Origin of the sequence: Sphingomonas sp. CCH10-B3, from assembly GCF_001556185.1 — a bacterium.
GTDB lineage: Bacteria > Pseudomonadota > Alphaproteobacteria > Sphingomonadales > Sphingomonadaceae > Sphingomonas > Sphingomonas aquatica.
In genome coordinates, this window is the sequence record NZ_LSIJ01000026.1 from 1 (window position 1) to 25,101 (window position 25,101).

21 protein-coding genes are annotated in these 25,101 nt (G+C 64.9%); 11 read left to right on the top strand and 10 right to left on the bottom strand.

From position 1 onward, the window contains the following. The first annotated feature begins 109 nt into the window (after positions 1 to 109). The gene (locus AX672_RS05810; RefSeq protein WP_066649695.1) at positions 110 to 439 is read left to right on the top strand and encodes a GIY-YIG nuclease family protein; all 330 of its coding nucleotides are present in this window, start codon (positions 110 to 112) and stop codon (positions 437 to 439) included. A gap of 139 nt (positions 440 to 578) precedes the next feature. Here AX672_RS05810 and AX672_RS05815 read toward each other — a convergent pair whose 3' ends face one another. Beyond that, on the bottom strand, positions 579 to 2,189 hold the full coding sequence (locus AX672_RS05815) for a carboxyl transferase domain-containing protein (RefSeq protein ID WP_066649697.1): 1,611 nt from the start codon (positions 2,187 to 2,189) through the stop codon (positions 579 to 581). Positions 2,190 to 2,305: 116 nt separating this feature from the next. Between AX672_RS05815 and AX672_RS05820 the strand changes: the two genes are divergently transcribed. Next, positions 2,306 to 4,369, top strand: a complete 2,064-nt coding sequence (locus tag AX672_RS05820) for a M13 family metallopeptidase (RefSeq protein WP_066649699.1) — start codon at positions 2,306 to 2,308, stop codon at positions 4,367 to 4,369. A gap of 84 nt (positions 4,370 to 4,453) precedes the next feature. Continuing rightward, complete coding sequence (locus tag AX672_RS05825; RefSeq protein ID WP_066649718.1) at positions 4,454 to 4,807, top strand: hypothetical protein; 354 nt, start codon at positions 4,454 to 4,456, stop codon at positions 4,805 to 4,807. A 1-nt stretch (position 4,808) separates the two neighbouring features. On the opposite strand, the gene AX672_RS05830 is transcribed toward AX672_RS05825, so the two are convergent. After that, entirely contained in the window at positions 4,809 to 5,969 is a 1,161-nt protein-coding gene (locus tag AX672_RS05830) for an isovaleryl-CoA dehydrogenase (protein ID WP_168727364.1), read from the bottom strand. Positions 5,970 to 6,078: 109 nt separating this feature from the next. Here AX672_RS05830 and AX672_RS05835 point away from each other — a divergent pair, with 109 nt between their 5' ends. Both AX672_RS05835 and AX672_RS05840 read left to right on the top strand, forming a co-directional pair. After that, the gene (locus AX672_RS05835) at positions 6,079 to 7,488 is read left to right on the top strand and encodes an amino acid permease (RefSeq protein WP_066649720.1); all 1,410 of its coding nucleotides are present in this window, start codon (positions 6,079 to 6,081) and stop codon (positions 7,486 to 7,488) included. A gap of 47 nt (positions 7,489 to 7,535) precedes the next feature. Then, a complete protein-coding gene (locus AX672_RS05840) occupies positions 7,536 to 8,012 on the top strand; it encodes a hypothetical protein (RefSeq protein WP_066649722.1) in 477 nt (158 codons plus the stop codon). Between the two features lie 9 nt (positions 8,013 to 8,021). Here the strand turns inward: AX672_RS05840 and AX672_RS05845 are convergent, their stop codons facing one another. From AX672_RS05845 to AX672_RS05870, 6 genes are all read right to left on the bottom strand, one after another. Beyond that, positions 8,022 to 8,276 carry a CBU_0592 family membrane protein gene (locus AX672_RS05845; RefSeq protein WP_066649725.1) on the bottom strand — a complete coding sequence of 85 codons (255 nt, stop codon included), beginning with the start codon at positions 8,274 to 8,276 and terminating at the stop codon, positions 8,022 to 8,024. Beyond that, positions 8,273 to 8,629 carry a GFA family protein gene (locus AX672_RS05850; protein ID WP_066649728.1) on the bottom strand — a complete coding sequence of 119 codons (357 nt, stop codon included), beginning with the start codon at positions 8,627 to 8,629 and terminating at the stop codon, positions 8,273 to 8,275. The genes AX672_RS05845 and AX672_RS05850 overlap by 4 nt, the downstream gene beginning before the upstream one ends. Continuing rightward, positions 8,626 to 11,307, bottom strand: a complete 2,682-nt coding sequence (gene acnA, locus AX672_RS05855; protein WP_066649731.1) for an aconitate hydratase AcnA — start codon at positions 11,305 to 11,307, stop codon at positions 8,626 to 8,628. The genes AX672_RS05850 and acnA overlap by 4 nt, the downstream gene beginning before the upstream one ends. A gap of 273 nt (positions 11,308 to 11,580) precedes the next feature. Next, complete coding sequence (locus AX672_RS05860; RefSeq protein WP_066649734.1) at positions 11,581 to 12,720, bottom strand: indoleamine 2,3-dioxygenase; 1,140 nt, start codon at positions 12,718 to 12,720, stop codon at positions 11,581 to 11,583. A 17-nt stretch (positions 12,721 to 12,737) separates the two neighbouring features. Next, positions 12,738 to 13,190 (bottom strand): vgr related protein, encoded by a 453-nt coding sequence (locus AX672_RS05865; protein ID WP_066649743.1) that lies wholly within the window; start codon positions 13,188 to 13,190, stop codon positions 12,738 to 12,740. Beyond that, entirely contained in the window at positions 13,187 to 13,633 is a 447-nt protein-coding gene (locus AX672_RS05870) for a copper chaperone PCu(A)C (RefSeq protein ID WP_066649752.1), read from the bottom strand. The genes AX672_RS05865 and AX672_RS05870 overlap by 4 nt, the downstream gene beginning before the upstream one ends. 168 nt (positions 13,634 to 13,801) lie before the next feature. On the opposite strand from AX672_RS05870, the gene dnaK reads away from it, so the two are divergent. The 4 genes from dnaK (at position 13,802) to AX672_RS05890 (ending at position 19,641) form a co-directional block, all read left to right on the top strand. Next, positions 13,802 to 15,706, top strand: coding sequence for a molecular chaperone DnaK (gene dnaK, locus AX672_RS05875; RefSeq protein ID WP_066649755.1), 1,905 nt, complete (start codon positions 13,802 to 13,804; stop codon positions 15,704 to 15,706). 69 nt (positions 15,707 to 15,775) lie between these two features. After that, the gene (gene dnaJ, locus AX672_RS05880) at positions 15,776 to 16,888 is read left to right on the top strand and encodes a molecular chaperone DnaJ (RefSeq protein ID WP_066649758.1); all 1,113 of its coding nucleotides are present in this window, start codon (positions 15,776 to 15,778) and stop codon (positions 16,886 to 16,888) included. Between the two features lie 337 nt (positions 16,889 to 17,225). Continuing rightward, complete coding sequence (locus AX672_RS05885; protein ID WP_066649761.1) at positions 17,226 to 18,329, top strand: HD-GYP domain-containing protein; 1,104 nt, start codon at positions 17,226 to 17,228, stop codon at positions 18,327 to 18,329. A gap of 190 nt (positions 18,330 to 18,519) precedes the next feature. Then, the gene (locus tag AX672_RS05890; protein ID WP_168727357.1) at positions 18,520 to 19,641 is read left to right on the top strand and encodes an HD-GYP domain-containing protein; all 1,122 of its coding nucleotides are present in this window, start codon (positions 18,520 to 18,522) and stop codon (positions 19,639 to 19,641) included. A gap of 21 nt (positions 19,642 to 19,662) precedes the next feature. Here the strand turns inward: AX672_RS05890 and purB are convergent, their stop codons facing one another. After that, positions 19,663 to 20,976, bottom strand: coding sequence for an adenylosuccinate lyase (gene purB, locus AX672_RS05895; RefSeq protein ID WP_066649766.1), 1,314 nt, complete (start codon positions 20,974 to 20,976; stop codon positions 19,663 to 19,665). Between the two features lie 204 nt (positions 20,977 to 21,180). Between purB and AX672_RS05900 the strand changes: the two genes are divergently transcribed. Both AX672_RS05900 and AX672_RS05905 read left to right on the top strand, forming a co-directional pair. Next, entirely contained in the window at positions 21,181 to 21,660 is a 480-nt protein-coding gene (locus AX672_RS05900; protein WP_066649769.1) for an EF-hand domain-containing protein, read from the top strand. 325 nt (positions 21,661 to 21,985) lie between these two features. Then, positions 21,986 to 24,259: a TonB-dependent receptor gene (locus tag AX672_RS05905; RefSeq protein ID WP_066649772.1), complete on the top strand. Its 2,274-nt coding sequence runs from the start codon at positions 21,986 to 21,988 to the stop codon at positions 24,257 to 24,259. 42 nt (positions 24,260 to 24,301) lie between these two features. Here the strand turns inward: AX672_RS05905 and radC are convergent, their stop codons facing one another. Continuing rightward, positions 24,302 to 25,012, bottom strand: a complete 711-nt coding sequence (radC, locus tag AX672_RS05910) for a RadC family protein (protein WP_066649775.1) — start codon at positions 25,010 to 25,012, stop codon at positions 24,302 to 24,304. Positions 25,013 to 25,101 lie beyond the last annotated feature (89 nt).

A 25,101-nucleotide genomic window follows, 5' to 3' on the forward strand; every position in this document is an offset into this window, starting at 1 on the left:
GATCTGGAGGAGGAGGGGGAGGAGGAAGAGGGGCATCAGGTCGTCTCCGTCATGCTGAACTCGTTTCAGCATCCACCGTGCTGCGAGCCATGTGCTAGCCATAGTGACAATGAGCAAGCAGCCTTGCACCTATATTCTGGCGAGCGGCCCGCTGGGAACGATCTATGTCGGCGTGACGTCCGACCTGATGGCGCGTCTGCACCAGCACCGCGCTGGCCAGGTGCTGGGATTCACGTCGCGCTATGGCGTGATTCGGCTGGTTCGATACGAGATGTTCGATGACATGGTTTCCGCGATTGCGCGCGAGAAGCAGCTGAAGCGCTGGCACCGGGATTGGAAGATCAACCTCATCGAATCGGAGAATCCGCATTGGGATGATTTGGCGGTGGGTCTGGGGTTTGATCCGATACCGGCCCGTCCTCCCCGCCCAAGGGGCTGACGGACACGCAAACGACGATCGTCATGCTGAACTTGTTTCAGCATCCACCGCGCAACGGGCATTGGCGGGAGTGGTGGCACATTGGACCCTGAAACAAGTTCAGGGTGACGGCGGGGGTGGATGGAGCATTGTCACACCCTCACATCCGGAACACCCCGAACCGGGGGGCGTCCGCAATCGGCGCGTTGAGGCAGGCGGCGAGGCTCAGCCCCAGCACATCGCGCGTCTGCGCCGGATCGATGATCCCATCATCCCATAGCCGCGCCGTCGCGTGCCAGGGGTTGCCCTCGTCCTCATATTTCTGCCGGATCGGGGCCTTGAACGCCTCGGCCTCCTCCGGCGTCCAGGTCTCCGCGTCGCGGTGGACCGTTGCCAGCACGCTCGCCGCCTGTTCGCCGCCCATCACCGAAATCCGTGCATTGGGCCAGGTGAACAGGAAGCGTGGCCCGTAAGCCCGCCCGCACATGCCGTAGTTCCCCGCGCCGAACGACCCGCCGATCAAGACGGTGATCTTGGGCACGCTCGCGGTCGCCACTGCCGTCACCAGCTTGGCGCCGTGCTTGGCGATCCCTTCGGCCTCATATTTCCCGCCGACCATGAAGCCCGAGATGTTCTGGAGGAACAGCAAAGGCACCCGGCGCTGGCAGGCGAGTTCGATGAAATGCGCGCCCTTCTGCGCGCTCTCGCTGAACAGCACGCCGTTGTTGGCGAGGATCGCGACCGGCATGCCCCAGATATGCGCGAAGCCGCACACCAGCGAGGTGCCGTAGAGCGCCTTGAACTCATGGAACTCAGACCCGTCGACCAGCCGCGCGATCACTTCGTGCACGTCGTACGGCGCGCGCACGTCCTGCGGCACGATGCCGTAAAGTTCGTCAGCGTCATATTTGGGCGGGCGAGGGTCCTTGAACCGTGTCTCGACTTCGCTCGACACTAACGGGTTGCCCAAATGCGAAACGATGTCGCGCACGATCGTCAGCGCATGCTCGTCATTCTCGGCGACGTGATCGACCACGCCCGATTTGCGGCCATGCGTGTCGGCGCCGCCCAGCTCCTCGGCGGAAATCACTTCGCCGGTCGCGGCCTTCACCAGCGGCGGCCCGGCAAGGAAGATCGTGCCCTGCCCGCGCACGATGATCGTCTCGTCGGACATGGCGGGCACATAGGCGCCGCCCGCAGTGCAGCTGCCCATCACGCAGGCGATCTGTGGAATGCCGAGCGCCGACATATTGGCCTGGTTGAAGAAGATGCGGCCGAAATGGTCGCGGTCGGGGAATACCTCGGCCTGATGCGGCAGGTTCGCCCCGCCCGAATCGACCAGATAAATGCACGGCAGCCGGTTTTCCTGCGCAATCTCCTGCGCGCGCAGATGCTTCTTCACCGTCAACGGATAGTAAGTGCCGCCCTTCACCGTCGCATCGTTGCAGACGATCATGCACTGGCGGCCCGACACGCGGCCGATCCCGGCGATCATGCCCGCGCCCGGAATGTCCTCGCCATACACCTCATGCGCGGCGAGCTGGCCGATCTCGAGAAACGGCGAGCCCGGATCGAGCAGCCGCTCGACGCGGTCGCGCGGCAGCAGCTTGCCGCGCGCCGTGTGGCGCTCGCGCGACTTCTCGTTGCCGCCCAGCGCCGCCTTGGCGACATCGGCGCGCAGCCGCTCGGCCAGCGCGCGGTTGTGCGCGGCATTGGCGCGGAACAGGTCGCTCTCGACCGAAATTTTGGTGTCGAGCACCGGGGCGCTCATGCGGCTTCCTCTCTGCTTTCGTAGCGCCTGACTAGCCTTGCCGATCGCGGTTGGGAAGCTGGCGCGCGCCGCGCGGCCGGTGTAATCCCGCCGTCACAAGATCAGGGAGAAACAGGATGAAGCGTCAGGCAATTTTGGCAGCGATGCTGCTCGCAAGCGCAGGCGCGGTGGCGCTGGCGGCACCGGGCAAGGCGCCGGTGACGCTGCCGGCCGGCGTCGACACCGCCGGCATCGACAAGAGCGTCAAGCCGGGCGACGATTTCGACGCTTATGCAAACGGAGCATGGCGCGCCAAGACCGAGATTCCCGCCGATCGTGCGTCGACCGGCGCGTTCCTACAAGTCGTCAATCTCGCCGAAGCGCGCAACCGCGCGATCGTCGATGCCGCCATCGCCGCCAAGGCCGCGCCCGGCAGCGACCAGCGAAAGATCGCCGACTATTACCGCGCCTATACCGATACTGCGGCGATCGAGGCACGCGGCCTTGCGCCGCTGAAGCCCGAGCTCGACGCCATCGCCGCGCTCGCCGACAAGCGCGCGCTGTCGGCAATGCTCGGCGCCGATGTGCGTGCCGATGTCGACCCACTCAACGCGACCAATTTCCACACCGCGCATCTGTTCGGCGTGTTCGTCGCGCAAGGGCTGGAGGCGCCGACCAAGACCGTCCCCTATCTGTTGCAGGGCGGGCTCGGCATGCCCGAGCGCGACTATTATCTGTCGACCGAGAAGGAAGCGGTCGCTACCCGCGCGGCTTACCGCGACTATGTCGTCAAGATCTTCACGCTGGCGGGGATGAGCGATCCGGCGGCGCGCGCCGACCGGGTGATCGCGCTCGAAACCAAGATCGCGACCGCGCATCTCGACAATGTCGCCGCGCAAGACGTGCACAAGGCGAACAATCCCTGGCAGCGCGCCGATTTCGATACCAAGGCGCCCGGGATCGACTGGAACGCCTTCTTCGGCGCGGCGCAGCTCGGCAGCCGGCAGGACTTCATCGTCTGGATGCCCGATGCGACGACGAAGCTGTCGGCGCTGGTCGCGAGCGAGCCGCTGGCGAGCTGGCAGGACTGGCTGGCGTTCCACCATATCGACGCAGTGACGGCGGTGTTGCCGAGCGCGTTTGATCAGGCATCGTTCGATTTCTACGGCAAGACGCTGTCGGGCACGCGCCAGCAGCGGCCACGCGACAAGCGGGCGCTCGCCAGCGTCAACGCCAATCTCGGCGATGCGGTCGGGCGGATTTACGCCGCGCGCTATTTTCCCGCGTCGTCGAAGCGCGACATCCAGACGATGGTGACCAACATCCTCGCCGCGTTCGACAAGCGCGTCGCCGCGCTCGACTGGATGGCGCCTGCGACCAAGGCCGAGGCGCGCAACAAGATCAGGACGATGCGCGTCAGCATCGGCTATCCCGAACGGTGGCGCGATTATGCGGCGCTCGAAATCAAGGCCGATGATCCGGTCGGTAACGCGAAGCGCGCCCAGCTTGCCGAATATCGCTGGCAGCTCGCCAAGCTGAACGCGGCGCCCGACAAGGGCGAGTGGTGGATGTCGCCGCAGACGGTCAACGCGGTCAACTTGCCGCTGCAGAACGCGCTCAACTTCCCGGCGGCGATCCTCGAAGCGCCGATGTATGACCCGAAGCGCGATGCCGCCGCCAATTACGGCTCGATCGGCGCCGTGATCGGTCACGAAATCAGCCACGGCTTCGACAATCTGGGTGCCGGATTCGATGCGAGCGGGCGCATGCGCGACTGGTGGACGCCGGCTGACTTTGCCCATTTCAAGGAGCAAAGCGCGGCCCTCGTCGCGCAATATAGCGCCTACGAAGCGCTGCCGGGGCTGCGGATCAACGGCGAGCAGACACTGGGCGAGAATATCGCCGATGTTGCCGGGCTGGCGGCGGCCTATGACGCCTATCATGCATCGCTGAAGGGCAAGCCCGCGCCGGTGATCGGCGGGCTGACCGGCGACCAGCGCTTCTTCCTCGCCTTTGCGCAGGCATGGCGGTCGAAGATGCGCGATCAGGCGCTGCGCGGGCAAGTCGCAACCGACGGGCATTCGCCCGCCCGCTTTCGCGCGCTGACGGTGCGCAATCAGGATGGCTGGTACAAGGCGTTCGGCGTCAAGCCCGGCGACAAGCTGTATCTGGCGCCCGCAAAGCGCGTGAAGGTCTGGTAAGCCTCAAGGGTAGGAGGCGCGGCGCTTGCCAGCACGCTGCGCCTCGCTTACCACCTGTAGCAATCGCTACAGGGAGAGTCGCTCGTGACCGGATTTCGGATTCTGCTCGTCGCCATCTTCGTGCTGATCACCGCCTACACGCTGCCAGTGATTGCGCAGCATGGGATGGGACTGGTGCCGCTGTTCTTTGGCGCGATCGGCGAGATGGGCTGGCAGGGGCAGTTCAACGTCGACTTCGCGTGCTTCCTCATCCTGTCGGGACTGTGGGTCGCGTGGCGCCACAATTTCTCCGCCGTCGGGCTGGCGCTGGCGCCGGTCGCGAGCCTGGGCGGCGCGACCTTCCTGTCGATCTATCTGCTGGTCGTCAGCTTTCAGGTGCGCGGCGATATGGCGGCACTGCTGCTGGGTGAGCGTCGGGCAGCAGCGCTCGGCCGCTGACTCACCCCGCGCCGATCAGCTCGCGGCCGATCAGGAAGCGGCGGATTTCGTTGGTGCCCGCGCCGATGTCGTAGAGCTTGGCATCGCGCAGGAAGCGTTCGACCGGCCATTCCTTGGTATAGCCCGCGCCGCCCAGCGCCTGAATCGCCTCAAGCGACACCTTCACCGCATTCTCGCTCGCCAGCAGGATCGCGCCGGCGGCGTCGAAGCGCGTCGTCTTGCCCGCATCGCACGCGCGCGCGACTGCATAGACATAGGCGCGGGCCGAATTGAGCGCGACATACATGTCGGCGACCTTGGCCTGGATCAGCTGGAACTGGCCGATCGACTGGCCGAACTGCTTGCGGTCGCGGACATAGGGCAGCACCACGTCGAGGCACGCCTGCATGATGCCGAGCGGCCCGGCGGCGAGCACGGCGCGCTCGTAATCGAGGCCCGACATCAGCACGCCGACGCCGCCATTGGTCGGCCCCATCACATTCTCGGCGGGGACTTCGCAATCCTCGAACACGAGTTCGGCAGTGTCCGACCCGCGCATGCCCATCTTGTCGAGCTTTTTCGACACGCTGAACCCGGCCATGCCCTTTTCGATCAGGAAAGCGGTGATCCCGCGCGATCCCGCCTCGGGCTCGGTCTTGGCATAGACGACGAGCGTGTCGGCTTCGGTCGAATTGGTGATCCAGAATTTGGTGCCATTCAGCACATAGCGGTCATTGCCGCGCCGCTCGGCCTTCAGCTTCATCGACACCACGTCCGACCCTGCGCCCGCTTCGGACATTGCCAGCGATCCGACATGCTCGCCCGAAATCAGCTTGGGGAGATATTTGGCCTTCTGTTCGGGCGAACCCCAGCGGCGAATCTGGTTGACGCAAAGGTTGGAGTGCGCGCCATAGGAGAGCCCGATCGACGCTGAGGCGCGGCTGACTTCCTCCATCGCGACGCAATGTTCGAGATAGCCGAGGCCGAGCCCGCCCCATTCCTCCTCGACAGTGATGCCATGCAACCCGAGCGCGCCCATCGCGGGCCAGAGCGAGCGGTCGAACTTGTTCTCGGCGTCGATCGCGGCGGCCTTGGGCGCGATTTCAGCGCCCGCAAAGCGCTGGGTCGTCTCGCGGATCATGTCGGCGGTCTCGCCGAGCGCGAAGTCGAGCGTCATGTCCATCTTGTCCATCTCCGTTCGCCCGAACTTGTCGTCGGGCCGCATTTCCTTTCTAACCCCCTGACGAAAATGCGACGCTTCGACAAGCGCGACACCGAGGGGGACGATAAATTTGGCCAGCCTGTTCCGAACCAAAGCGATTCTGACGGGCGATGATCAGCCCGAGCATCATCGGCTGGCGCGCACGCTCGGCTGGCCTAGCCTGGTCGCGCTCGGCGTCGGCGCAATCGTCGGCACCGGCATCCTGACGCTGATCGGCGTGGGCGCCGACCGGGCGGGGCCAGCGGTCCTGCTGAGCTTTGTCGTCGCGGGTGCGATCTGCGCGTGCGCGGCGCTGTGCTATGCCGAAATGGCGACGATGATTCCGGCGTCGGGCAGTGCCTATACGTATAGCTACGCGGTGCTGGGCGAGATTTTTGCCTGGGTGGTCGGGTGGAGCCTGATCCTCGAATATTCGCTGGTCGTGTCGACGGTGGCGGTCGGCTGGTCGGGCTATGCCGTGGGTTTCCTGCAAGGGCTGGGGGTAACGGTACCGCCGGCACTCGCCAACGGCCCTGCGCTGGGCGGCGTGGTCAATCTGCCCGCGGTCGCGATCATCGCGGTGGTGGCCGGGCTGTTGATGCTCGGCACGCGCGAAAGTGCGCGGCTCAACATGGTGCTGGTCATCCTGAAGATCGCGACGCTGGCGCTGTTCGTTATGGTTGCGCTGCCCTATTTCGACGCCGCCAATTTCACGCCGTTCGCGCCACGCGGCTATGGCAGCGTCGCGGGCGACGGCGGGGTCAAATACGGCGTGATGGGTGCCGCGGCGATCATCTTCTTCGCCTTCTACGGATTCGATGCGATCTCGACCGCGGCCGAGGAAGCCAAGCGGCCCGAGCGTGACCTGGCGATAGGCATCATCGGCTCGATGCTGGCGTGCACGGCGATCTATCTGGTGGTTGCGGCGGTTGCGGTCGGCGCGCTGCCGGTGTCGCAGTTCGGCAAGAGCGCCGAGCCGCTCGCGCTGATCCTGCGCTCGATCGGGCAGGGCGGCATTGCGACGGTCGTGGCCGCCGCCGCGGCGATTGCGCTGCCGACGGTGCTGCTTGCCTTCCTCTACGGCCAGAGCCGCATCTTCCTGGTGATGGCGCGCGACGGCTTCCTGCCGCAGGGACTGGCCAAAATCTCGGCGCGGGGCACGCCGGCGCGGATCACGGCGCTGACCGCCGTGCTGGTCGCCATCGTCGCGGGGCTGATGCCGCTCGATGAAATCGCAAGTCTTGCCAATGCCGGCACGCTGATCGCGTTCATTGCGGTCGCGGCCTGTGTCTTGGTGTCGAGAAGACACGAATCGGACACCAAGCGACCGTTTCGCACGCCATTTGCGTGGTTTGTCGCGCCGGCCGCGATTCTTGGCTGCATCTATCTGTTTACCAGCCTCCAGACCAAGACACAGATTTCGTTCGTGATTTGGAACGCAGTCGGCCTCGCCGTCTATTTTCTGTACGCCCGGTCGCGCGCCCACGCTGGCAGCGCCTGACAAAATCAATTACGGATTTGTGTCGAGCGAGGTTAAGGGGAATTAAGATGATGCAGGGGGAGACCTCGCGGCGCGCGCTGATCAAGTCGGCGGTGGCCTGTGGCGCAGCGATGGGGCCGCTGGGTCTGCTCGGCGGCTGCTCGAATGACCTCGGCAGCGCCTCGGCGCTCAGCGTGGTGCCCGAGGCCAAGGGCGTCAGCTTCGCCGCCGCGGCCACTGCCTCCAAAGCCCAGACCGAAACCGAATATTGGTCGGCCGCCGTCGGCCAGACCTTCAAGATCACGGGCCCCGAAGGTCCGATGTACGGCACGCTGACCTCGGTGGTGGCGCTCGCCATCGAGGGTGAGCGTCCGGCAGATCTGCGGCCGCAGCCGATGACGGCGGTCTTCACTTTCGATCGCCGCGACAATCCGCTCGGCGAGCTGGTTTATGCGCTGGTCAAGGGCAATGAGAGCGAGTCGTCGCTCTATCTGCAGCGCGGCGGTACCGTCGAGGCGCCGACGCTGGTCGCGCAGTTCAACTAGCCGCGCCGCTCAGCGCGCCCGGCTTCGCGCGAGGCCGATCAGCGTCACTACACCGATCGCCATCCACGCGATGTTGAGCGCCGCCGACGGCAGCGCGCCGTGCCAGCCGCTGTTGAGGATGAAGCCGGCCGCGCCAACGACGTTCATCCACTGGAACGTCGGCGACCGCCCGTCGAGCCGCCCGGTCGATACCAGCAGATAGGAAGCGAGGATGAGCAGCGCGGCTGCCCATCCGACGACTTCGATGAGCGTGTTCACGCTCATCCTTCCCAGCTTCGCCCATCGACGTGGCGGATGTCGATCGCTTCCCAGATGGCCGGGTCGAACAGGCGCAGGTTCACGCCCATGCGATCATAGGCGGGATCGATCGCGCGCCAATGCGTCGTCGATCCGCAGCGCGGGCACCAATGGGTGGCGAGCGCGGGCTCTTTCAGGTCGGCGCGGATATAGCGGCTGGTCTCGCCGGTAATGACGACGTTAGCGGGCGGGAAATATCCCCACAGGCCGCCGCGAGTGACGCAAAGCGAGCAATTACAGTCGTTGAGATAATCCGGCGCGGCCGGAATGGTGATTCCGACCGCGCCGCAATGACAGGTGGCGGAAAGCGCTTCGCTCACGCCCCCGCGAGGTTCCTCAGCACATAGTGCAGGATGCCGCCGTTGAGGAAATATTCGAGCTCGTTGATGGTATCGATCCGGCACTTCGTCAGGAACGTGCTGGTGGTGCCGTCTGCGCGCGTCAGAGTGACCTCGACATCCTGACGCGGTTTCAGTTCAGCGACGCCGGTGATGGTGAAGGTCTCGGTCCCGTCGAGGCCGAGCGTCTTGCGATCGGTGCCTTCGGCGAACTGGAGTGGCAGCACGCCCATGCCGACGAGGTTCGAGCGGTGGATGCGCTCGAAGCTCTCGGTGATGACCGCGCGCACGCCGAGCAGGTTGGTGCCCTTCGCCGCCCAGTCGCGCGACGACCCGGTGCCATATTCCTTGCCCGCGACGACCACGAGCGGCGTGCCGTCGGCCTTGTAGCGCATCGCCGCGTCATAGATCGGTATGACTTCACCGGTCGGGATGTACTTGGTCACACCGCCTTCGATGCCGGGCGTCATTTCGTTCTTGATGCGGATGTTGGCGAAGGTGCCGCGCATCATTACCTCGTGGTGGCCGCGCCGCGCGCCATAGGAGTTGAAGTCGGCCTTCGAGACCTGATGCTCCTGCAGAAACTTGCCCGCCGGGCTGTCGGCCTTGATGCTGCCGGCGGGCGAGATGTGGTCAGTGGTGATCGAGTCGGCAAACACCGCGAGCGGGCGCGCGTCGATGATGTCGGTGACGGGGGCGGGCGTCATCGTCATGCCCTCGAAATAGGGCGGGTTGGCGATGTAGGTCGACCCTGCGCGCCAGACATAGGTGTCTGATCCGGTCACGTCGATTGCCTGCCACTTGGCGTCGCCGGTGAAGACCTGCGCATAGCGCGACTGGAACATGCCGCGGTCGATGTTGGCGTCCATCACCTGGCGGACTTCGGCATTGGTCGGCCAGATGTCCTTCAGATACACGTCGGTGCCATCGGTTGCCTGGCCGATCGGGGTCGCGACGAAATCTGTCGTCACCGAGCCCTTCAGCGCATAGGCAACCACCAGCGGCGGGCTGGCGAGGAAGTTGGCGCGCACGTCGGGCGATACCCGGCCTTCGAAGTTGCGGTTGCCCGACAGCACCGAGGCAGCGACGATGTCATTGTCGTTGATTGCTGCCGAAATCGCGGGCGCAAGCGGTCCCGAATTGCCGATGCAAGTCGTGCAGCCATAGCCGACGAGATTGAATCCGATCGCGTCGAGATCGGCGGTCAGCCCGGCCTTGTCGAGATAGTCGGTGACGACCTGCGATCCCGGCGCGAGCGACGTTTTGACCCAGGGCTTGGGCTTCAGCCCCAGCGCATTCGCCTTGCGCGCGACGAGCCCGGCGGCCACCAGCACCGAGGGGTTCGACGTGTTGGTGCAGCTGGTGATGGCGGCGATGACAACGTCACCGTCGCCGATGTCATGATCCTTGCCCTCGACCGCGACGCGCTTGGGTTCGGCATGCTTGTAGACGCCGGACAGGTCGGCGTTGAACACATCGTCGACCTGCGTCAGCACGACCTTGTCCTGCGGGCGCTTCGGCCCTGCCAGCGACGGCACCACCGAGCCCATGTCGAGCTCCAGCGTGTCGGTGAAGACCGGATCGGGCGCGTCGGCGAGGCGCCACATGCCCTGCGCCTTGGCATAGGCTTCGACCAGCGCGATCTGCTCGTCGCTGCGGCCGGTGAGGCGCAGATAAGTGAGCGTCGCGTCGTCGACCGGGAAGAAGCCGCAGGTCGCGCCATATTCGGGGGCCATGTTGGCGATCGTCGCGCGGTCGGCGAGGCTGAGCGCGTCGAGGCCGGGGCCGTAGAATTCGACGAAGCGCCCGACCACGCCCTTGGCGCGCAGCATCTGCGTCACGGTCAGCACCAGATCGGTCGCGGTGATGCCCTCGGCGAGTGTGCCGGTCAGCTTGAAGCCGACGACTTCGGGGATCAGCATCGACACCGGCTGGCCGAGCATTGCCGCTTCGGCCTCGATCCCGCCAACGCCCCAGCCGAGCACGCCGAGGCCATTGACCATCGTCGTGTGGCTGTCAGTGCCGACGCAGGTGTCGGGATAGGCGATCGCGTCGCTGCCGTTTGCCGACGACCACACCGCCTGCGCGATGTTTTCCAGGTTTACCTGGTGGCAGATGCCGGTGCCCGGCGGCACCACCTTGAAATTGTCGAGCGCTTTCGATCCCCATTTCAGGAATTCATAGCGTTCGTTGTTGCGCGCATATTCGAGCTCGACATTCTCCTCGAATGCCTTGGGCGTGCCGAATTCGTCGACCATCACCGAGTGATCGATCACGAGGTGCACGGGCACCAGCGGATTGATCTTCTGCGCGTCGCCGCCAAGCTTGGTGATCGCGTCGCGCATCGCCGCGAGATCGACGACGCAGGGGACGCCGGTGAAGTCCTGCATCAGCACGCGCGCCGGGCGATACTGGATCTCGCGGTCGGGCGCCTGCGGGTTCTTCTGCCAGTCGACCAGTGCCTGAATGTCCTCGACGCTCACCGTCTTGCCGTCTTCGAAGCGCAGCAGGTTTTCGAGCAGCACCTTCATCGAAAAGGGCAGGCGGCTGACGTCGCCGAGCTTTTCGGCCGCTTTGGACAGGCTGAAATAGCTGTAGCTCTTGCCGCCCGCGTTCAGCGTGGCGCGGGTGTTCAGGCTGTCCTGTCCGATGGCGGTCATGTCCGACTCCTCTATGTTTGGCCCGGATGCGGCGGGGAGGCGGCAGGAAGCCGCACGCGCGCGGGCGTCGATCGCGAGCGCCTTAGCAAGCAGTATCGCGAGGGGGAAGGGGCGCGCGGAAGCTAGAACAACCTAGTTCGTATCTCTCTTCAACCGTTCGTGCTGAGCTTGTCGAAGCACCGTTCTTCTTTTGCGAGCCGCGGGCAGAAGTAGGACGGCCCTTCGACAAGCTCAGGGCAAGCGGTTGGATAGCGCATCCGGCAAAGCGCAATCCTAGGAAAGAAACGCCGCCCGGCTGTCGTCACGGTGGCGCGCGAGATAGGTGAGGAAGGGCGTGCCGCCGGTACCGGTCTCGCCATCGCCGCCCGAAGTCGCGGCCTGCGCGCTGATGTAGGTCGCCGCCAGCCGCAGATGCGCGGTGCGGAATTGTGCAAGTTGCGTCAGGCAGGCGTTATAGGCGTCGCGCAAGGGGGCGCTGGTTGCGGCGACCTCGCGCACCTTGCTCGCCCGTAAATCCTCGATGAAAGTGCGGTGGCGTGGCGCGCGATAGCCGTGGATTTCGTCGAGGAACGCGCTAAGCGCGCTCGCGCCGTGCGGCACGCCGAGCGCGGCGTCGATCGCGGGCACGATGCTGCTCTGCGAGCCGGTCTGGCCGCGCAGGGACACGGGCCTGCCGCCGAGCGTCGCGACGCCTTCATAAATCAGCCCGTCGCCCGGCCAGCCGAACAGATAGGGCCGCACGCGGTGATAATAGACATGCGGGTCGCACGCCGCCGCCATCGGCTCGAGCCCGGCATTGATCGCCCCGAGGGCCATTTCCATGCCGCCGAGCAGCGTCTCGACTGCCGGCCCATCCTGCCTGTCCGCCGCGTTGACCAGATCGACGGCGGTTTCCAGCGCGCGGCCCGCAATCGCCTCGATCGCGACATGGACCAGAATGAAGCCGCTCTCGTCGCGACCGCCCGCAAAATGCTGGTCGATTGCCAGATTGCCGAGCGTGATCTCGCCCGCCTTGTCGAGCCGGAACCAGTTATCGAGCACATAATGCTGATAGGTCATGATCGGCTTGAGCCCGAGCCGGTCGGCAAGCGCCACCAGCGGCACCGCGAGATTGGCGGGCAGCCGGGCGGTCGGCTCGGCCTCCCCCCACACCCAGGCCTGCGCGAGAAAGCCGTAGCGCAGCATCGCGACGCCCGCCTCGGCATCGTCGGCAGCAGCGATGAAGTCGGCAATGTCGGGTGTGGGCACTCGCGCGAGCCAATGCCGCACGCGCCCGGTGGCGAGATAGTCGGGCAGCATCGCCGCAGCGTCCTCGACCGCGTCGAAATCGGGCGGCAGTGCGACTTCGTCGATTTCGTGCGGCGACAGGAAGCCGTGGCTGGCCGAGAGGCCATAATGGTCAAGCGAGCGCATCGCGCGGCTCTAGGCCTTCAGCGAAAGGGCAGCAACGCTTCGTAGTCGAACCCGGGCTCGGCGCCGACCGCGCAGACGCCGTGGCGCAGCAGGAAAGCGTGGCGGACGATCTCGCCCTGCTGCTCGATGCCATAGCGCTCGAACGGGCGCCCGGGCTGGATGCGGTAGCGATAGCGGCAGAAGGGATGACGCTGGAGCGGCAGGAAAAGGCCGTTCTGATGCTGCCAGACATGCACCAGCTCGTGGATCAGCAGCCCCTGCTCGCCGAGCGAGCCCGCCGCGAAATCGTCGCGATAGCCAGTGCCGAGCGGGTGGAAATGGACATTGCCGAGCGGTGCCATCACGGTTTCGCGCGGTTGGAAAAAGGCCCATTTACCGCGTACGATCCGCGGCTGCGCATAATCGATCGCGTCGCCGAACATGCTGCGGGCAAGCGCGACTTCGCCCAGCGTCAGCGGGCGCCCCTTCATTTGGGCGGCGGATCGCCCGCTGCGATCACTGGCGCTTCGACTTCGATCCGCTCGTTGTTCGAAAAGGTAAAGACCAGCGTCATCTTGCCGCCGGCCTGCACGCTCTTGTTGATGTCGTACAGCATGACATGCTTGCCGCCGGGGGCGAATTTGAGCGTGGCCTTGGCCGGCACCGGCACTTCGCCGATCGGGGCCATCGATGCCATCCCGCCTTGCGACATGCTTTCGTGCAGCTCGCTTTTGACGACGCGCGGCGACGTGACGCTGATCAGTGTCGCTGCGTCCTTGCCGCCGTGGACCGTGAAATAGGCGACACCCGGCCGTCCCGCGACCGCCGGCAGCCGGACATAGGCACCATCGACGTAGAGCTGGGCGGGCTGGCCGCAGGCCGTGACAGCAGCAAGCGGCACGGCGGCGAACAGGAGCGTGAAGGCGGGGCGCATCGGCCAGTTATTCCCGAATGTGGATTTCGACCCGATTCTTCTAGGCGGGCGCCAATCTTGCGGCAAGCAAAAGCCCCCCTATATCGCGGACATTGGACACGGCGCTCGGGGGAACTGGCGTCGTGACGAAGCAGACATTCATTTGGATATGGGGGCCGACGGAGGACCATGGCTAAAGTTATCGGTATCGATCTTGGGACGACCAATTCTTGCGTTGCAGTGATGGAGGGCGGCAAGCCCAAGGTCATCGAAAACGCCGAAGGCGCGCGCACCACGCCGTCGATCGTCGCCTTCGCCAAGGATGGCGAGCGGCTGATCGGCCAGCCGGCCAAGCGCCAGGCGGTCACCAACCCCGACAATACCGTATTCGCGGTCAAGCGCCTGATCGGCCGCCGCTTTGATGATCCAATCACCAAGAAGGACACCGAACTGGTGCCCTATCACATCGTCAAGGGCCCGAACGGCGACGCGTGGGTGAAGGCCGGCGGCGAGGATTATTCGCCGGCGCAGATCAGCGCCTTCACGCTACAGAAGATGAAGGAAACCGCCGAGAGCTATCTGGGCGAGACGGTGACGCAGGCGGTGATCACCGTACCGGCGTACTTCAACGACGCGCAGCGCCAGGCAACCAAGGACGCCGGCAAGATCGCGGGCCTCGAAGTGCTGCGCATCATCAACGAGCCGACCGCGGCGGCGCTCGCCTATGGGCTGGAGAAGCAGGACGGCAAGACGATCGCGGTCTATGACCTTGGCGGCGGCACGTTCGACATCTCGATCCTCGAAATCGGCGACGGCGTGTTCGAAGTGAAGGCGACCAACGGCGACACCTTCCTGGGTGGCGAGGATTTCGACAACAAGCTGCTCAACTTCCTGTCGGAAGATTTCAAGAAGGCCGAAGGCATCGACCTGACCAAGGACAAGCTTGCGCTGCAGCGGCTGAAGGAAGCGGCTGAAAAGGCCAAGATCGAGCTGTCGTCGGCAGCCACCACCGAAGTCAACCTGCCCTTCATCACCGCCGACCAGAACGGGCCGAAGCACCTCGTCAAGTCGATCACCCGCGCCGATCTCGAGCGGCTGGTCGACGACCTGATCCAGCGCACGCTCGAGCCGTGCCGCAAGGCGCTGGCTGACGCTGGCGTCAAGGCGAGCGGCATCGATGAAGTCGTGCTCGTCGGCGGCATGACCCGCATGCCCAAGGTGCGCCAAGTTGTGAAGGACTTCTTCGGCAAGGAACCCCACTCGGGCGTCAACCCCGATGAAGTCGTGGCGATGGGTGCCGCGATTCAGGCAGGCGTGCTGCAGGGCGACGTCAAGGACGTGCTGCTGCTCGACGTGACGCCGCTGTCGCTCGGCATCGAGACGCTGGGCGGCGTGTTCACGCGCATGATCGACCGCAACACGACGATCCCGACCAAGAAGTCGCAGACCTATTCGACTGCCGACGACAATCAGCAGGCAGTGACGATTCGCGTGTTCCAGGGCGAGCGCGAAATGGCCGCCGACAACAAGCTGCTCGGCCAGTTCGACCTCGTCGGTATCCCGCCGGCGCCGCGCGGCGTGCCGCAGATCGAAGTCACGTTCGACATCGACGCCAACGGCATCGTCAATGTGTCGGCGAAGGACAAGGGCACCGGCAAGGAACAGCAGATCCGCATCCAGGCCTCGGGCGGCCTGAGCGATGCCGACATCGAGCAGATGGTCCGCGATGCCGAGCAGTTCGCCGAAGAGGACAAGAAGCGGCGTGACGCGGCCGAGGCGAAGAACACCGCCGAAAGCCTGATCCACACGACCGAGCGCCAGCTGGCCGAGCATGCCGACAAGATCGACGCGACGCTGAAGGGCCAGATCGAAACCGCACTGCGCGAAGCCAAGGCCGCCGTCGAATCGGGCGATGCCGAGGCCATGAAGACCAAGTCGGGCGAGTTGCAGCAGGTTGCGATGAAGCTCGGCCAGGCGATTTATGAAAAGCAGGCGCAGGCCGATGCCTCGCCCGCTGCCGATGCTGCCCCCGAGGCACCCAAGGAAGACGTGGTCGACGCCGAATTTTCGGAAGTCGATGACACCAAGGCGTAACAGCTTGGAACGCACCGACCGTTATCCCGGCCTGCGCCGGGATGACGGGTTCGAGGGCGGGGGCCATCGATGACATCTCAGGTCGATTATTACGAACTGCTCGAATGCGAGCGTGGCGCCGATGATGCCACGCTGAAATCCTCATACCGCAAGCTCGCGATGCGCTGGCATCCCGATCGCAATCCGGGCGACCACAGCGCCGAGGCGAAGTTCAAGGCGATCAACGAAGCCTATGATTGTCTGAAGGACCCGCAGAAGCGCGCCGCTTATGACCGCTTCGGCCATGCCGCCTTCCAGCAGGGCGGTGGCGCGGGACCTCAGGATTTCAGCGGCTTCAGCGATATCTTCGAGAATATCTTCGGCGAATTCATGGGCGGGCGCGGTGGCGGTCGGCCGTCGGCGCAGCGCGGGGCCGATCTCCGCTATGACATGGAAATCACGCTAGAAGACGCCTTTCATGGCCTGTCGCGCGAGATTACCGTCGATGTGTCGGGCGTTTGCGATCCATGCGGCGGCAGCGGCGCGCGGCCCGGCACCGCGGCGCGAACCTGCACCACCTGCGGCGGCATGGGCAAGGTGCGCGCGCAGCAGGGTTTCTTCGTGGTCGAGCGAACCTGCCCTAGCTGTCACGGCATGGGCCAGGTGATCGCCGATCCCTGTCCCAATTGCCGGGGCGAAGGCCGCGTCGACAAGACCAAGACGCTGACCGTCAACATCCCGCCCGGCGTCGACGAAGGCACGCGCGTGCGGCTGACCGGCGAAGGCGAAGCGGGGATGCGCGGCGCGCCACCGGGCGACCTCTATATCTTCCTGCACGTCGCCCGGCATGCGATCTTCGAGCGCGAAGGGACCACGCTTTATGCGCGCACGCCGATCAGCTTCACGACGGCTGCGCTCGGCGGCACGGTGACGATTCCGGGCTTCGACGGCGAGCATCACGAAATCCGGATCGCGCCGGGGATGCAATCGGGCCGCGAATTGCGCCAGCGCGGCGCCGGCATGCCGGTGCTGCAGGGGCGCGGTCGCGGCGATCTGGTGGTGCGGATCGAAGTCGAGACGCCGACCAAGCTGACGCCCAAGCAGCGCGAACTGCTCGAAGCCTTCCGCGCGACCGAAACTGGCCATGAATGCCCGCAAACGAGCGGTTTTTTTCAGAAAGTGAAGACCGCACTCGGCGGTTGAAATGCCGCGCCAACCCGCCCCTTTTTGCAAAAAGGGGCGGAGGGCCAGTGACTAAAGGGTGAAAACTCCAGCCACCAGCACAAGGCTCAGCAGGGTCAGCACGGTGCTGCCCGCTGCGTCGACATAGCGCATGATGGGTCTCCAAGGCCGGACAATACCGGCTGCGCAACAATTGGCGATCGTTGCGCGCTCTTGCAATTTTATTACACGAAATCGCACTTGCGTCTGATGCATTACCCAGAATGGGCCGATTAACCCTGTCCGTTAGAAGGGTGATGACAATGATCTGCGCATCCATTGTCCACCGATGTCATCGGGTGGGCAGGGGATTTTTTCCGTGGATTTCAACGGCCGGGACTATCAGAGCGACGATTCATTCCTGCAGGGCGACTGGCGCGCACCGGGGACCGGGGGACGCGTCGCCGCGCCACGACCAGCGCCGCGCGCGAGCCTGGGCCCGGCCGCGCTGCACCTCGGCGCGCGCCGCGCCTCGGTCGCGCAGGAACGCAATCGTGCGCGCGAGATCGTGTCGGTCGCCAAGGAACAGATCACCTCGACGTTCGAGGATGTGCGCTTTGGCCGCAACATCAACGTCAAGGCGCTGTGGCCGCTGGTGAGCAGCATCACGGCGTCGGTCGAACGCCATGCCGGCGCGATCATGGGGGTGACGCGGATCAAGGACCGGCACGAGTACACCTATCTCCATTCGGTCGCGGTCTGCGGCCTGATGATCAACCTCGCACGGCGGATGAACATCGATCCGTCGTTGCATCACACGATCGGCCTCGCGGGGCTGCTGCACGACGTGGGCAAGGCGCGTATCCCGACGACGTTGCTCGATAAGGCGGGGCCGCTGACAGCGGAGGAAACCGCCGTGATGCGCACGCATTGCGAACTCGGCCACGATATTCTGACCAGCGGCGACGATCGCTTGCCTGACCTTGTGCTCGATGTGGTGCTGCACCATCACGAACGGCTCGACGGCACTGGCTATCCCGACTTCAAGGATCGCAACAGCCTGTCGACCTATGCGCGGATGGCGGCGATCTGTGATGTCTATGACGCGGTCACCTCGGCGCGGACGTACAAGGCGGCATGGTCGCCGGCTGAGGCGATCGAGTGGATGGCGTCGGAACCGGGCCAGTTCGACCCGCAGATCCTGAGCGTGTTTTCGGGGATGATTGGCATCTTTCCCGTCGGCGCAATGGTGCGGCTGCAAAGCGATCGGCTGGCGGTCGTGCTCGACGATCCCGATGGCGATCCGCTAACGCCGCCGGTTTGCCCCTTTTACTGCATCATGAGCAAGCAAGCCTTGCCGTGGCGCCTGTCGCCGCCGGGGATGGACCCGATCGTCGGGATCGAATCCCCCGATCGCTGGCGGCTGACCAACTGGAACGAAATGCGCACCGCCATTCTGTCGCATTTCGAAGCGAGCAACTAAGGCGGTCCGGGTGCGTGCGCGATGATCCCTTCGGCGTGCGATAAGCCGCCGATCTGCCCAGAATTCCGCGCTTTTGCGACTAAAGGATGATGGTTGCGCCCCCTGATCCGGGGCGCATTTTAGTTAATGGTTAGGCGCCGCCGCCTAGATCGGTTGATGAGTTTTTCACCATCCGACAGGGTTGCACAACGTGAGCGCCGACCGTCAGAATCTTGATCCTTACAGCACGCTCATTCCCGCCGACTGGCGGCCGCTGACCCAACCCATCGCCAGCGCGCTCGCACCGCAAGCCCTGGCCGAAACGGCCTTGCCGCCGCCGCCGGCGCCGCGGCTGCACATCACCTCGCGCCGCAGTACGGTGGCGCAGGAGCGCGCTCGCGCCCGCGAGATCGTGGCCGTCGCCAAGGGGCGCATCAAGGCAGCCTTTGACGATGTCCGCTTTGGCCGGGCGCTCGACGTCGAGCCGCTCTGGCCGATCGTCAGCGGCATCGCTGCATCGGTCAAGCGCCATCCGGGTGCCGTGATGAGCGTCATCCGCATCAAGGACCGCGACGACCATGTCTATATGCACTCGATTGCGGTGTGCGGGCTGATGATCAACCTTGCGCGGCGGCTCGGGCTCGATCCCGCGCTCGACCATGATATCGGCCTGGCGGGGTTGCTGCACGATGTGGGCGAGGCCATGGTGATGCCGCAACTGTTCGTGAAGCCCGGCCCGCTCACGCCGAAGGAAACCGATATGGTGCGCGGCCACTGCGCGATCGGGCACCAGATTTTGAGCGCGGGCGAGCGACTGCCGCCGATCGTGCTCGACGTTGTCCTTCACCACCATGAAAAGCCGGACGGCAGCGGCTATCCCACCGGGCTGGGCCGCGACCGGCTGTCGCTGCACGCGCGGATGGCGGCGATCTGCGATGTGTATGACGCGGTCACGTCGCCGCGCGCGCACAAGGATGCTTGGTCACCGGCGCGCGCGCTCGAATGGATGACGAGCGTCCCCGACCAGTTCGATCCGCAGATCCTGACGGCTTTTGCCGGCATGATCGGCATCTTCCCGCCGGGTACGATGGTCCGCCTGCAAAGCGGGCGGCTGGCGATCGTGCTTGACGATCCCGATGCCGATCCGACCAAGCCGCCGGTCTGCCCCTTTTACTGCATTATCACCCGCCGGGCGCTGCCGTGGCGCTATTCGCCATCTTCGTTTGATCCGATCGTGGGGATCGAGCGGCCGTCGCGGTGGAATTTTCCCGATTGGGAGGACGTGCGCGAGGCGATCCTCGCCGAATTCGCACCTCCGACGCTCGACGAGTAAGGCCCGGGGGCGCACGCCCGATCAGTCGCCGAAGACGCGCGCGAACACGGCATCGACCTGCGCGAAGTGGTAATCGAGGTCGAAGCGCGCGTCGATCTCGGCGGACGTCAGTGCCGCCGCAACCTGCGGATCGGCCTTGAGCAGGTCGCGCAGCGACAGCGCGCCGTCGGATTCCCACACCTTCATCGCGTTGCGCTGGACGAGCGCATAGGCATCTTCGCGGCTGACGCCTGCCTGCGTCAACGCCAGCAGCACGCGCTGCGAATGGACGAGCCCGCCCATCCGGTCGAGGTTGGCCTGCATCCGCGCCGGATAGACGACGAGCTTGTCGACCACGCCGGTCAGCCGCGCGAGCGCGAAATCGAGCGTGATCGTCGCATCGGGACCGATATAGCGTTCGACCGACGAATGGCTGATATCGCGCTCGTGCCACAGCGCGACATTTTCGAGCGCGGGCGTTACATAGCCGCGCACCATCCGCGCAAGGCCCGTCAGATTCTCGGTCAGCACCGGGTTGCGCTTGTGCGGCATTGCCGATGAGCCCTTTTGCCCGGGCGAGAAATATTCCTCGGCCTCGAGCACTTCGGTGCGCTGCAGGTGGCGGATTTCGGTGGCGAGACGTTCGATCGACGACGCGACGACGCCGAGTGTCGCGAAGAACATTGCATGGCGATCGCGCGGGATGACTTGTGTCGAGACTGGCTCGACGCTGAGGCCAAGCTTGGCGGCGACATGCGCCTCGACGCGCGGGTCGATGTTGGCGAAGGTGCCGACCGCGCCCGAAATCGCGCAGGTCGCGATTTCGGCGCGTGCCGCCACCAGCCGCGCTCGTGCGCGCTGGAATTCGGCATGATAGCCGGCGAGCTTGAGCCCGAACGTGACGGGCTCGGCGTGGATGCCGTGGCTGCGCCCGATCGTCGGCGTCAGCTTGTGCTCGAAGGCGCGGCGCCGGATCACATCGAGCAGCGCATCGACATCTGCGATCAGCAGGTCGCTTGCGCGCGCGAGCTGCACCGCCAGTGCGGTGTCGAGCACGTCGGACGAAGTCATGCCCTGATGCATGAAGCGGGCTTCGTCGCCGACCTGCTCGGCCACCCAGGTCAGGAAAGCGATCACGTCATGCTTGGTGACGGCCTCGATCGCGTCGATCGCGGCGACGTCGATCGCCGGTTCGGTCGCCCACCAGCGCCACAACGCGGCGGCAGCTTCCTTCGGTACCACGCCCAGCTCGGCAAGCGCGTCGGTGGCATGCGCCTCGATCTCGAACCAGATGCGAAAGCGCGCCTCGGGCGACCAGATCGCGGTCATTGCCGGGCGGGAATAGCGGGGAACCATCCAAAATCCTCTGGTGTTCGAAGCACGGCTCGTCGCGCCAGCGCAACAGGCGCGCGACCAGCCGCCCCCTAGCAAAGCCCAGCCGCCGTAACAAACAACATTGTTGCGCATCAATTTGGACAGTCCTCAGTTCTATTCGCGAGGGCAGTCGAGAAATGACCGAGCCTTCAGCGAATATTGCTGAAACATGAACGGAGAAGAGTTATGATTAAGTACGGTCTTCTTGCCAGTGCCATGCTGATCGCATCGCCCGCGCTGGCACAGCGGGCGCCAACAACAGCGCCCGGTTCGACGCCGACGGCGCCGACAACCACGGATGGCATGCCGCAGACGGCGCCGGTGCAAACCAGCCCCGGTCAGACGGCCACGCCGCAGTCGACCGACGCGATGCCCGCCACAGATCAGGCGGCGCCGACATCGCCCGAAGCCAAGGTTGCGCAGGTGGTCGAAGCCGATTTTCCGACCTATGACAAGGATGGCGACGGCGCGCTCAGCAAGTCGGAATTCGGCGCCTGGATGGCATCGCTGCGCGCGAATGACCCGGAAGCCAAGCCCGGCAGCGCCGCGCTGAAGAAGTGGGTCGACCAGGCGTTCGTCCAGACCGACACCGACAAGAGCAAGTCGGTGTCGAAGACCGAACTGGCGAGCTTCCTTGTCCAGGGTCAGGGTCAGGCCCAGGGCTGATCCCGGCCCTAGCGCATCCTTCCAACACCGGGGCCGCATGCAGGGCGCATGCGGCCCCATTTGGCGCAGGTCGCACCAATCCTGGCGTGCCCCAATTCGCGTTCGCACAATTATTCGCTCAAATCTGATCGCCGAGTGAATTTTGCGTCAACCGCAGGCTGATCGCCCAGCGTCATTAGTGATTTGATAACAGGGTTGAATCTCACGAACTGCCAGACTGTGTCGCTGAACTGTCGCTCGATGATCACCGATCAGTCAAGGTTGTGCAGCGCAACATTCACATGGCGTCCCCAAGGGCTGCAGCGTCCAAATGGGGGAATCACCAATGAATGTTCGTCGCTTCGCTATCGCTTCGCTCATGCTGTCGACGGCCAGCATCGCGCACGTCGCCAAGGCCCAGGTTGCACCGGCGAACGAGGATGCCGAAAACGGCACCGAAGTGATCGTGACGGCGCAGAAAGTCGAACAGCGCGCGGTAGATGTGCCGATCACGATTTCTGTCAACACTGGCCCCCGGCTGCGCGAACTGGGCGTGTCCGACCTGGACGAACTGTCGAATTTCGTCCCCGGCCTGAACATTCAGGAACAGAGCGCCAACAACCCCGGCGTTGTCATTCGCGGTATCACGTCGGACAGCGGCTCCGCCCAGCAGGGGCCGCGCGTGACGCTCTACTACAACGGGGTCGACATCTCGCGCTCGCGTGGTTCCTATCAGGCGATTTTCGACGTTGATCGCGTCGAAGTCATCAAGGGGCCCCAAGCCACCCTGTTCGGGACCGCTTCGGCGGTCGGCGCCATCAGCATTATCTCTGCGAAGCCCCAGAGGGGCGCTTCGGGTGCACTGACGCTCGGCTATGGCAATTTCGATGCAAAGCTCGCCTCGGGCTTCGTCAACTATGGCGGAGACACGCTCGGCGTCCGCTTTGCAGGCGAGTATAAGAACCGCGACGGCTATGTGCGCAATCTCTCGACGGTACAGCGCGACCTGTATTCGCAGGATCAGTTGGGACTGCGCGCTTCGCTCCGCTACCAACCGGTCGATGCGTTCACGCTCGATTTCGTGGCCACCTATGATCGGCAGCGCAACGGCGGCACGCCGTTCATTTCGAGCCGTCTTCCGACCGAAGCTGGCCCGCCCAATCCCTTCGGCCCGGCCAATCTGAGCGGCTCGCCACGCTCGGCTGCCGATCTTGGTGCGCCGCTGCTCGGCCTGACCCGCAACGTCTATGATGCCAATCTGACGGCGTCCTATGACTTTGCCCCGGGGTGGAACTTCACGACCGTCAACGGTTTCCGCCGCTTCGACAGCCTCGAAATCTTCGACGCCGACGGGTCGCGAGCGACTTTTCTGGAATTCGCCGAAAACGCCTTTGGTTATCAAGTCAACCACGAAGGACGCTTCACCTATAAGGATTCGCACATCCGCGCGGCATTTGGCTGGAACTACTTCCGCGAAGACAGCGAGCAGGTCGTACCCTTTTCGACCAACGAACGCGTGTTCTTCGCTTGCCTAGGCGGTGGCCTGGGGCCGACGTGCGTAGCGGCTAATGGCACGGTACCTGCCGATGCCCAGACGCCGATTTTCTACCGTTCGGTATTCGGCAACGGTGGCCGCAACGACACTTATTCGGTCTTCACCGACATCGCCTGGACGCCGACGCCGCGGCTGGAACTGACAGCGGGCGTGCGTATCCAGATCGAAAAGCGCCGGTCGACCTTCTTCGCGACTGTGCCGCGTTCGGGCCTCACCGGCGGTGCGTCCGTGATCCCGGGGCAAGTCGACACACGCGGCCAGACCTTTCAGGCAGAAGATAGCTTCACGGCCATCCTGCCGCGCTTCAACGCGCTTTTCCGGCTGACCGACGACATCAACCTCTACGCGACGATCTCGAAGGGGCGTCGCTCGCCGGTTGTGCAGCTCGGCGCGGCATCGACCCCCGCCGGTCCGGTCCCGGCGCTCACGCCGGTCGGCGAAGAAGTCGTCTGGAACTATGAAGGCGGCATCAAGGGCCGGGTTGGCCCAGTGTCGGGGTCGCTCGGCATCTATTACCAGCAGTATTTCAACTTCCAGGTTTCGGTGCAGCTGCCGACCGGCCAGACGGTGACACAGAGCGCCGGATCGGCCAACAATCTGGGTGTTGAAGCCGAATTGAACCTGAAGCTCGCGTCGTGGGCGAACCTGTTCGGCAATATCGGCTACATCAGCGGCGGGATCGACAATGTCGCTGCAAATGGCCGCTTTGCCGGCAATCGCTTCCGCTTGCAGCCCGAAATTCAGCTCGCCGGCGGCTTCACGATCGATGCGCCGATCGGCGGCGGCGTGCGCGTGTTTGCGACGCCGACCGTCACCTATCGCAGCCGGTTGTTTTTCGAATTGCCGAACAATCCGCTGATCGCGCAAGGCCCGGTGACCCTGCTCAACGCCCGCGCCGGGTTGAGCTTCATGGATGGCCGGTACGAGGTGTCGGCATTCATCCGCAACGCGACCAGCGAACGCTATCTGCTGGACGCGGGCAATACCGGCGGCGCTTTCGGCGGGGCGACGCTGATCCCCGCTGAACCGCGCTTCTTCGGGGGCCAGATCACCGCAAAGTTCTGATCGGGGCACGGGCCGGGCGTTTGCAGCGCTCGGCCCTGCCGATCAGAGCAACCCCTGCGCGCGCAGGCTGACATGGCCCTGCGCGCCGACGATGATGTGGTCGTGAAGTGCAATGCCCGGCACTTTCAGCGCCGCCGCAATCGACCGGGTGAGCTCGATATCGGCGCGGCTCGGTGACGGATCGCCGCCGGGGTGATTGTGGACGAGGATGATCGCTGCCGACCCAAGCTCGATCGCGCGCTTCAGGATTTCGCGGACATGGACGGCGGCCTCGTCGATGGTGCCCTGCGCCACCACTTCGTCGCGAATCAGCATGTTGCGGGTGTTGAGGTGGAGGACGCGGACGCGCTCGACCGGGTGGAAGGCCATGTCGGCGCGCAGATAATCGAGCAGCGCCTGCCAGTTGGCGATCACCGGCTTGGCTGCGACATCGGCACGGAGCAGCCGCTGCGCAGTCGCCTGGACAATGCGGATCGCCGCGACCGATGTGTCGCCCATGCCCTTGATCCGCAACAGCGATTCGGGTGAGGCCGCCATCAGCCCGCCGATCCCGCCGAATTCGGCGAGCAGCGCCTTGGCAAGCGGCTTGGTGTCGCGGCGTGGTATGGCGAGCGCGAGCAGATATTCGATCAGCTCATGATCGTGCAGCCCTTCGCCGCCATGATCGACCAGCCGCTGGCGCAGGCGTGCGCGGTGGCCGTGATAATCGGGCGCCGCCGGGTCGGCCCCGTTCCGATCGGCGGGAACAGTCATGCAGGTTCGCGAATTAAGCCTTGTCGGCTGGGGTGGCAATTGCGCGATGGCCGGGCAGGGCTATGGTGGCAGCGCCGAAGGACGTGGGA

Excerpts from the sequence above, each read along its gene's own strand:
- AX672_RS05810 (WP_066649695.1), top strand. The coding sequence starts at position 110 with ATGAGCAAGCAGCCTTGCACCTATATTCTGGCGAGCGGCCCGCTGGGA.
- AX672_RS05815 (WP_066649697.1), bottom strand. The coding sequence starts at position 2,189 with ATGAGCGCCCCGGTGCTCGACACCAAAATTTCGGTCGAGAGCGACCTG.
- AX672_RS05820 (WP_066649699.1), top strand. The coding sequence starts at position 2,306 with ATGAAGCGTCAGGCAATTTTGGCAGCGATGCTGCTCGCAAGCGCAGGC.
- AX672_RS05830 (WP_168727364.1), bottom strand. The coding sequence starts at position 5,969 with ATGGACATGACGCTCGACTTCGCGCTCGGCGAGACCGCCGACATGATC.
- AX672_RS05840 (WP_066649722.1), top strand. The coding sequence starts at position 7,536 with ATGATGCAGGGGGAGACCTCGCGGCGCGCGCTGATCAAGTCGGCGGTG.
- AX672_RS05845 (WP_066649725.1), bottom strand. The coding sequence starts at position 8,276 with ATGAGCGTGAACACGCTCATCGAAGTCGTCGGATGGGCAGCCGCGCTG.
- acnA (WP_066649731.1), bottom strand. The coding sequence starts at position 11,307 with ATGACCGCCATCGGACAGGACAGCCTGAACACCCGCGCCACGCTGAAC.
- AX672_RS05860 (WP_066649734.1), bottom strand. The coding sequence starts at position 12,720 with ATGCGCTCGCTTGACCATTATGGCCTCTCGGCCAGCCACGGCTTCCTG.
- AX672_RS05865 (WP_066649743.1), bottom strand. The coding sequence starts at position 13,190 with ATGAAGGGGCGCCCGCTGACGCTGGGCGAAGTCGCGCTTGCCCGCAGC.
- AX672_RS05870 (WP_066649752.1), bottom strand. The coding sequence starts at position 13,633 with ATGCGCCCCGCCTTCACGCTCCTGTTCGCCGCCGTGCCGCTTGCTGCT.
- dnaK (WP_066649755.1), top strand. The coding sequence starts at position 13,802 with ATGGCTAAAGTTATCGGTATCGATCTTGGGACGACCAATTCTTGCGTT.
- dnaJ (WP_066649758.1), top strand. The coding sequence starts at position 15,776 with ATGACATCTCAGGTCGATTATTACGAACTGCTCGAATGCGAGCGTGGC.
- purB (WP_066649766.1), bottom strand. The coding sequence starts at position 20,976 with ATGGTTCCCCGCTATTCCCGCCCGGCAATGACCGCGATCTGGTCGCCC.
- AX672_RS05900 (WP_066649769.1), top strand. The coding sequence starts at position 21,181 with ATGATTAAGTACGGTCTTCTTGCCAGTGCCATGCTGATCGCATCGCCC.
- AX672_RS05905 (WP_066649772.1), top strand. The coding sequence starts at position 21,986 with ATGAATGTTCGTCGCTTCGCTATCGCTTCGCTCATGCTGTCGACGGCC.
- radC (WP_066649775.1), bottom strand. The coding sequence starts at position 25,012 with ATGACTGTTCCCGCCGATCGGAACGGGGCCGACCCGGCGGCGCCCGAT.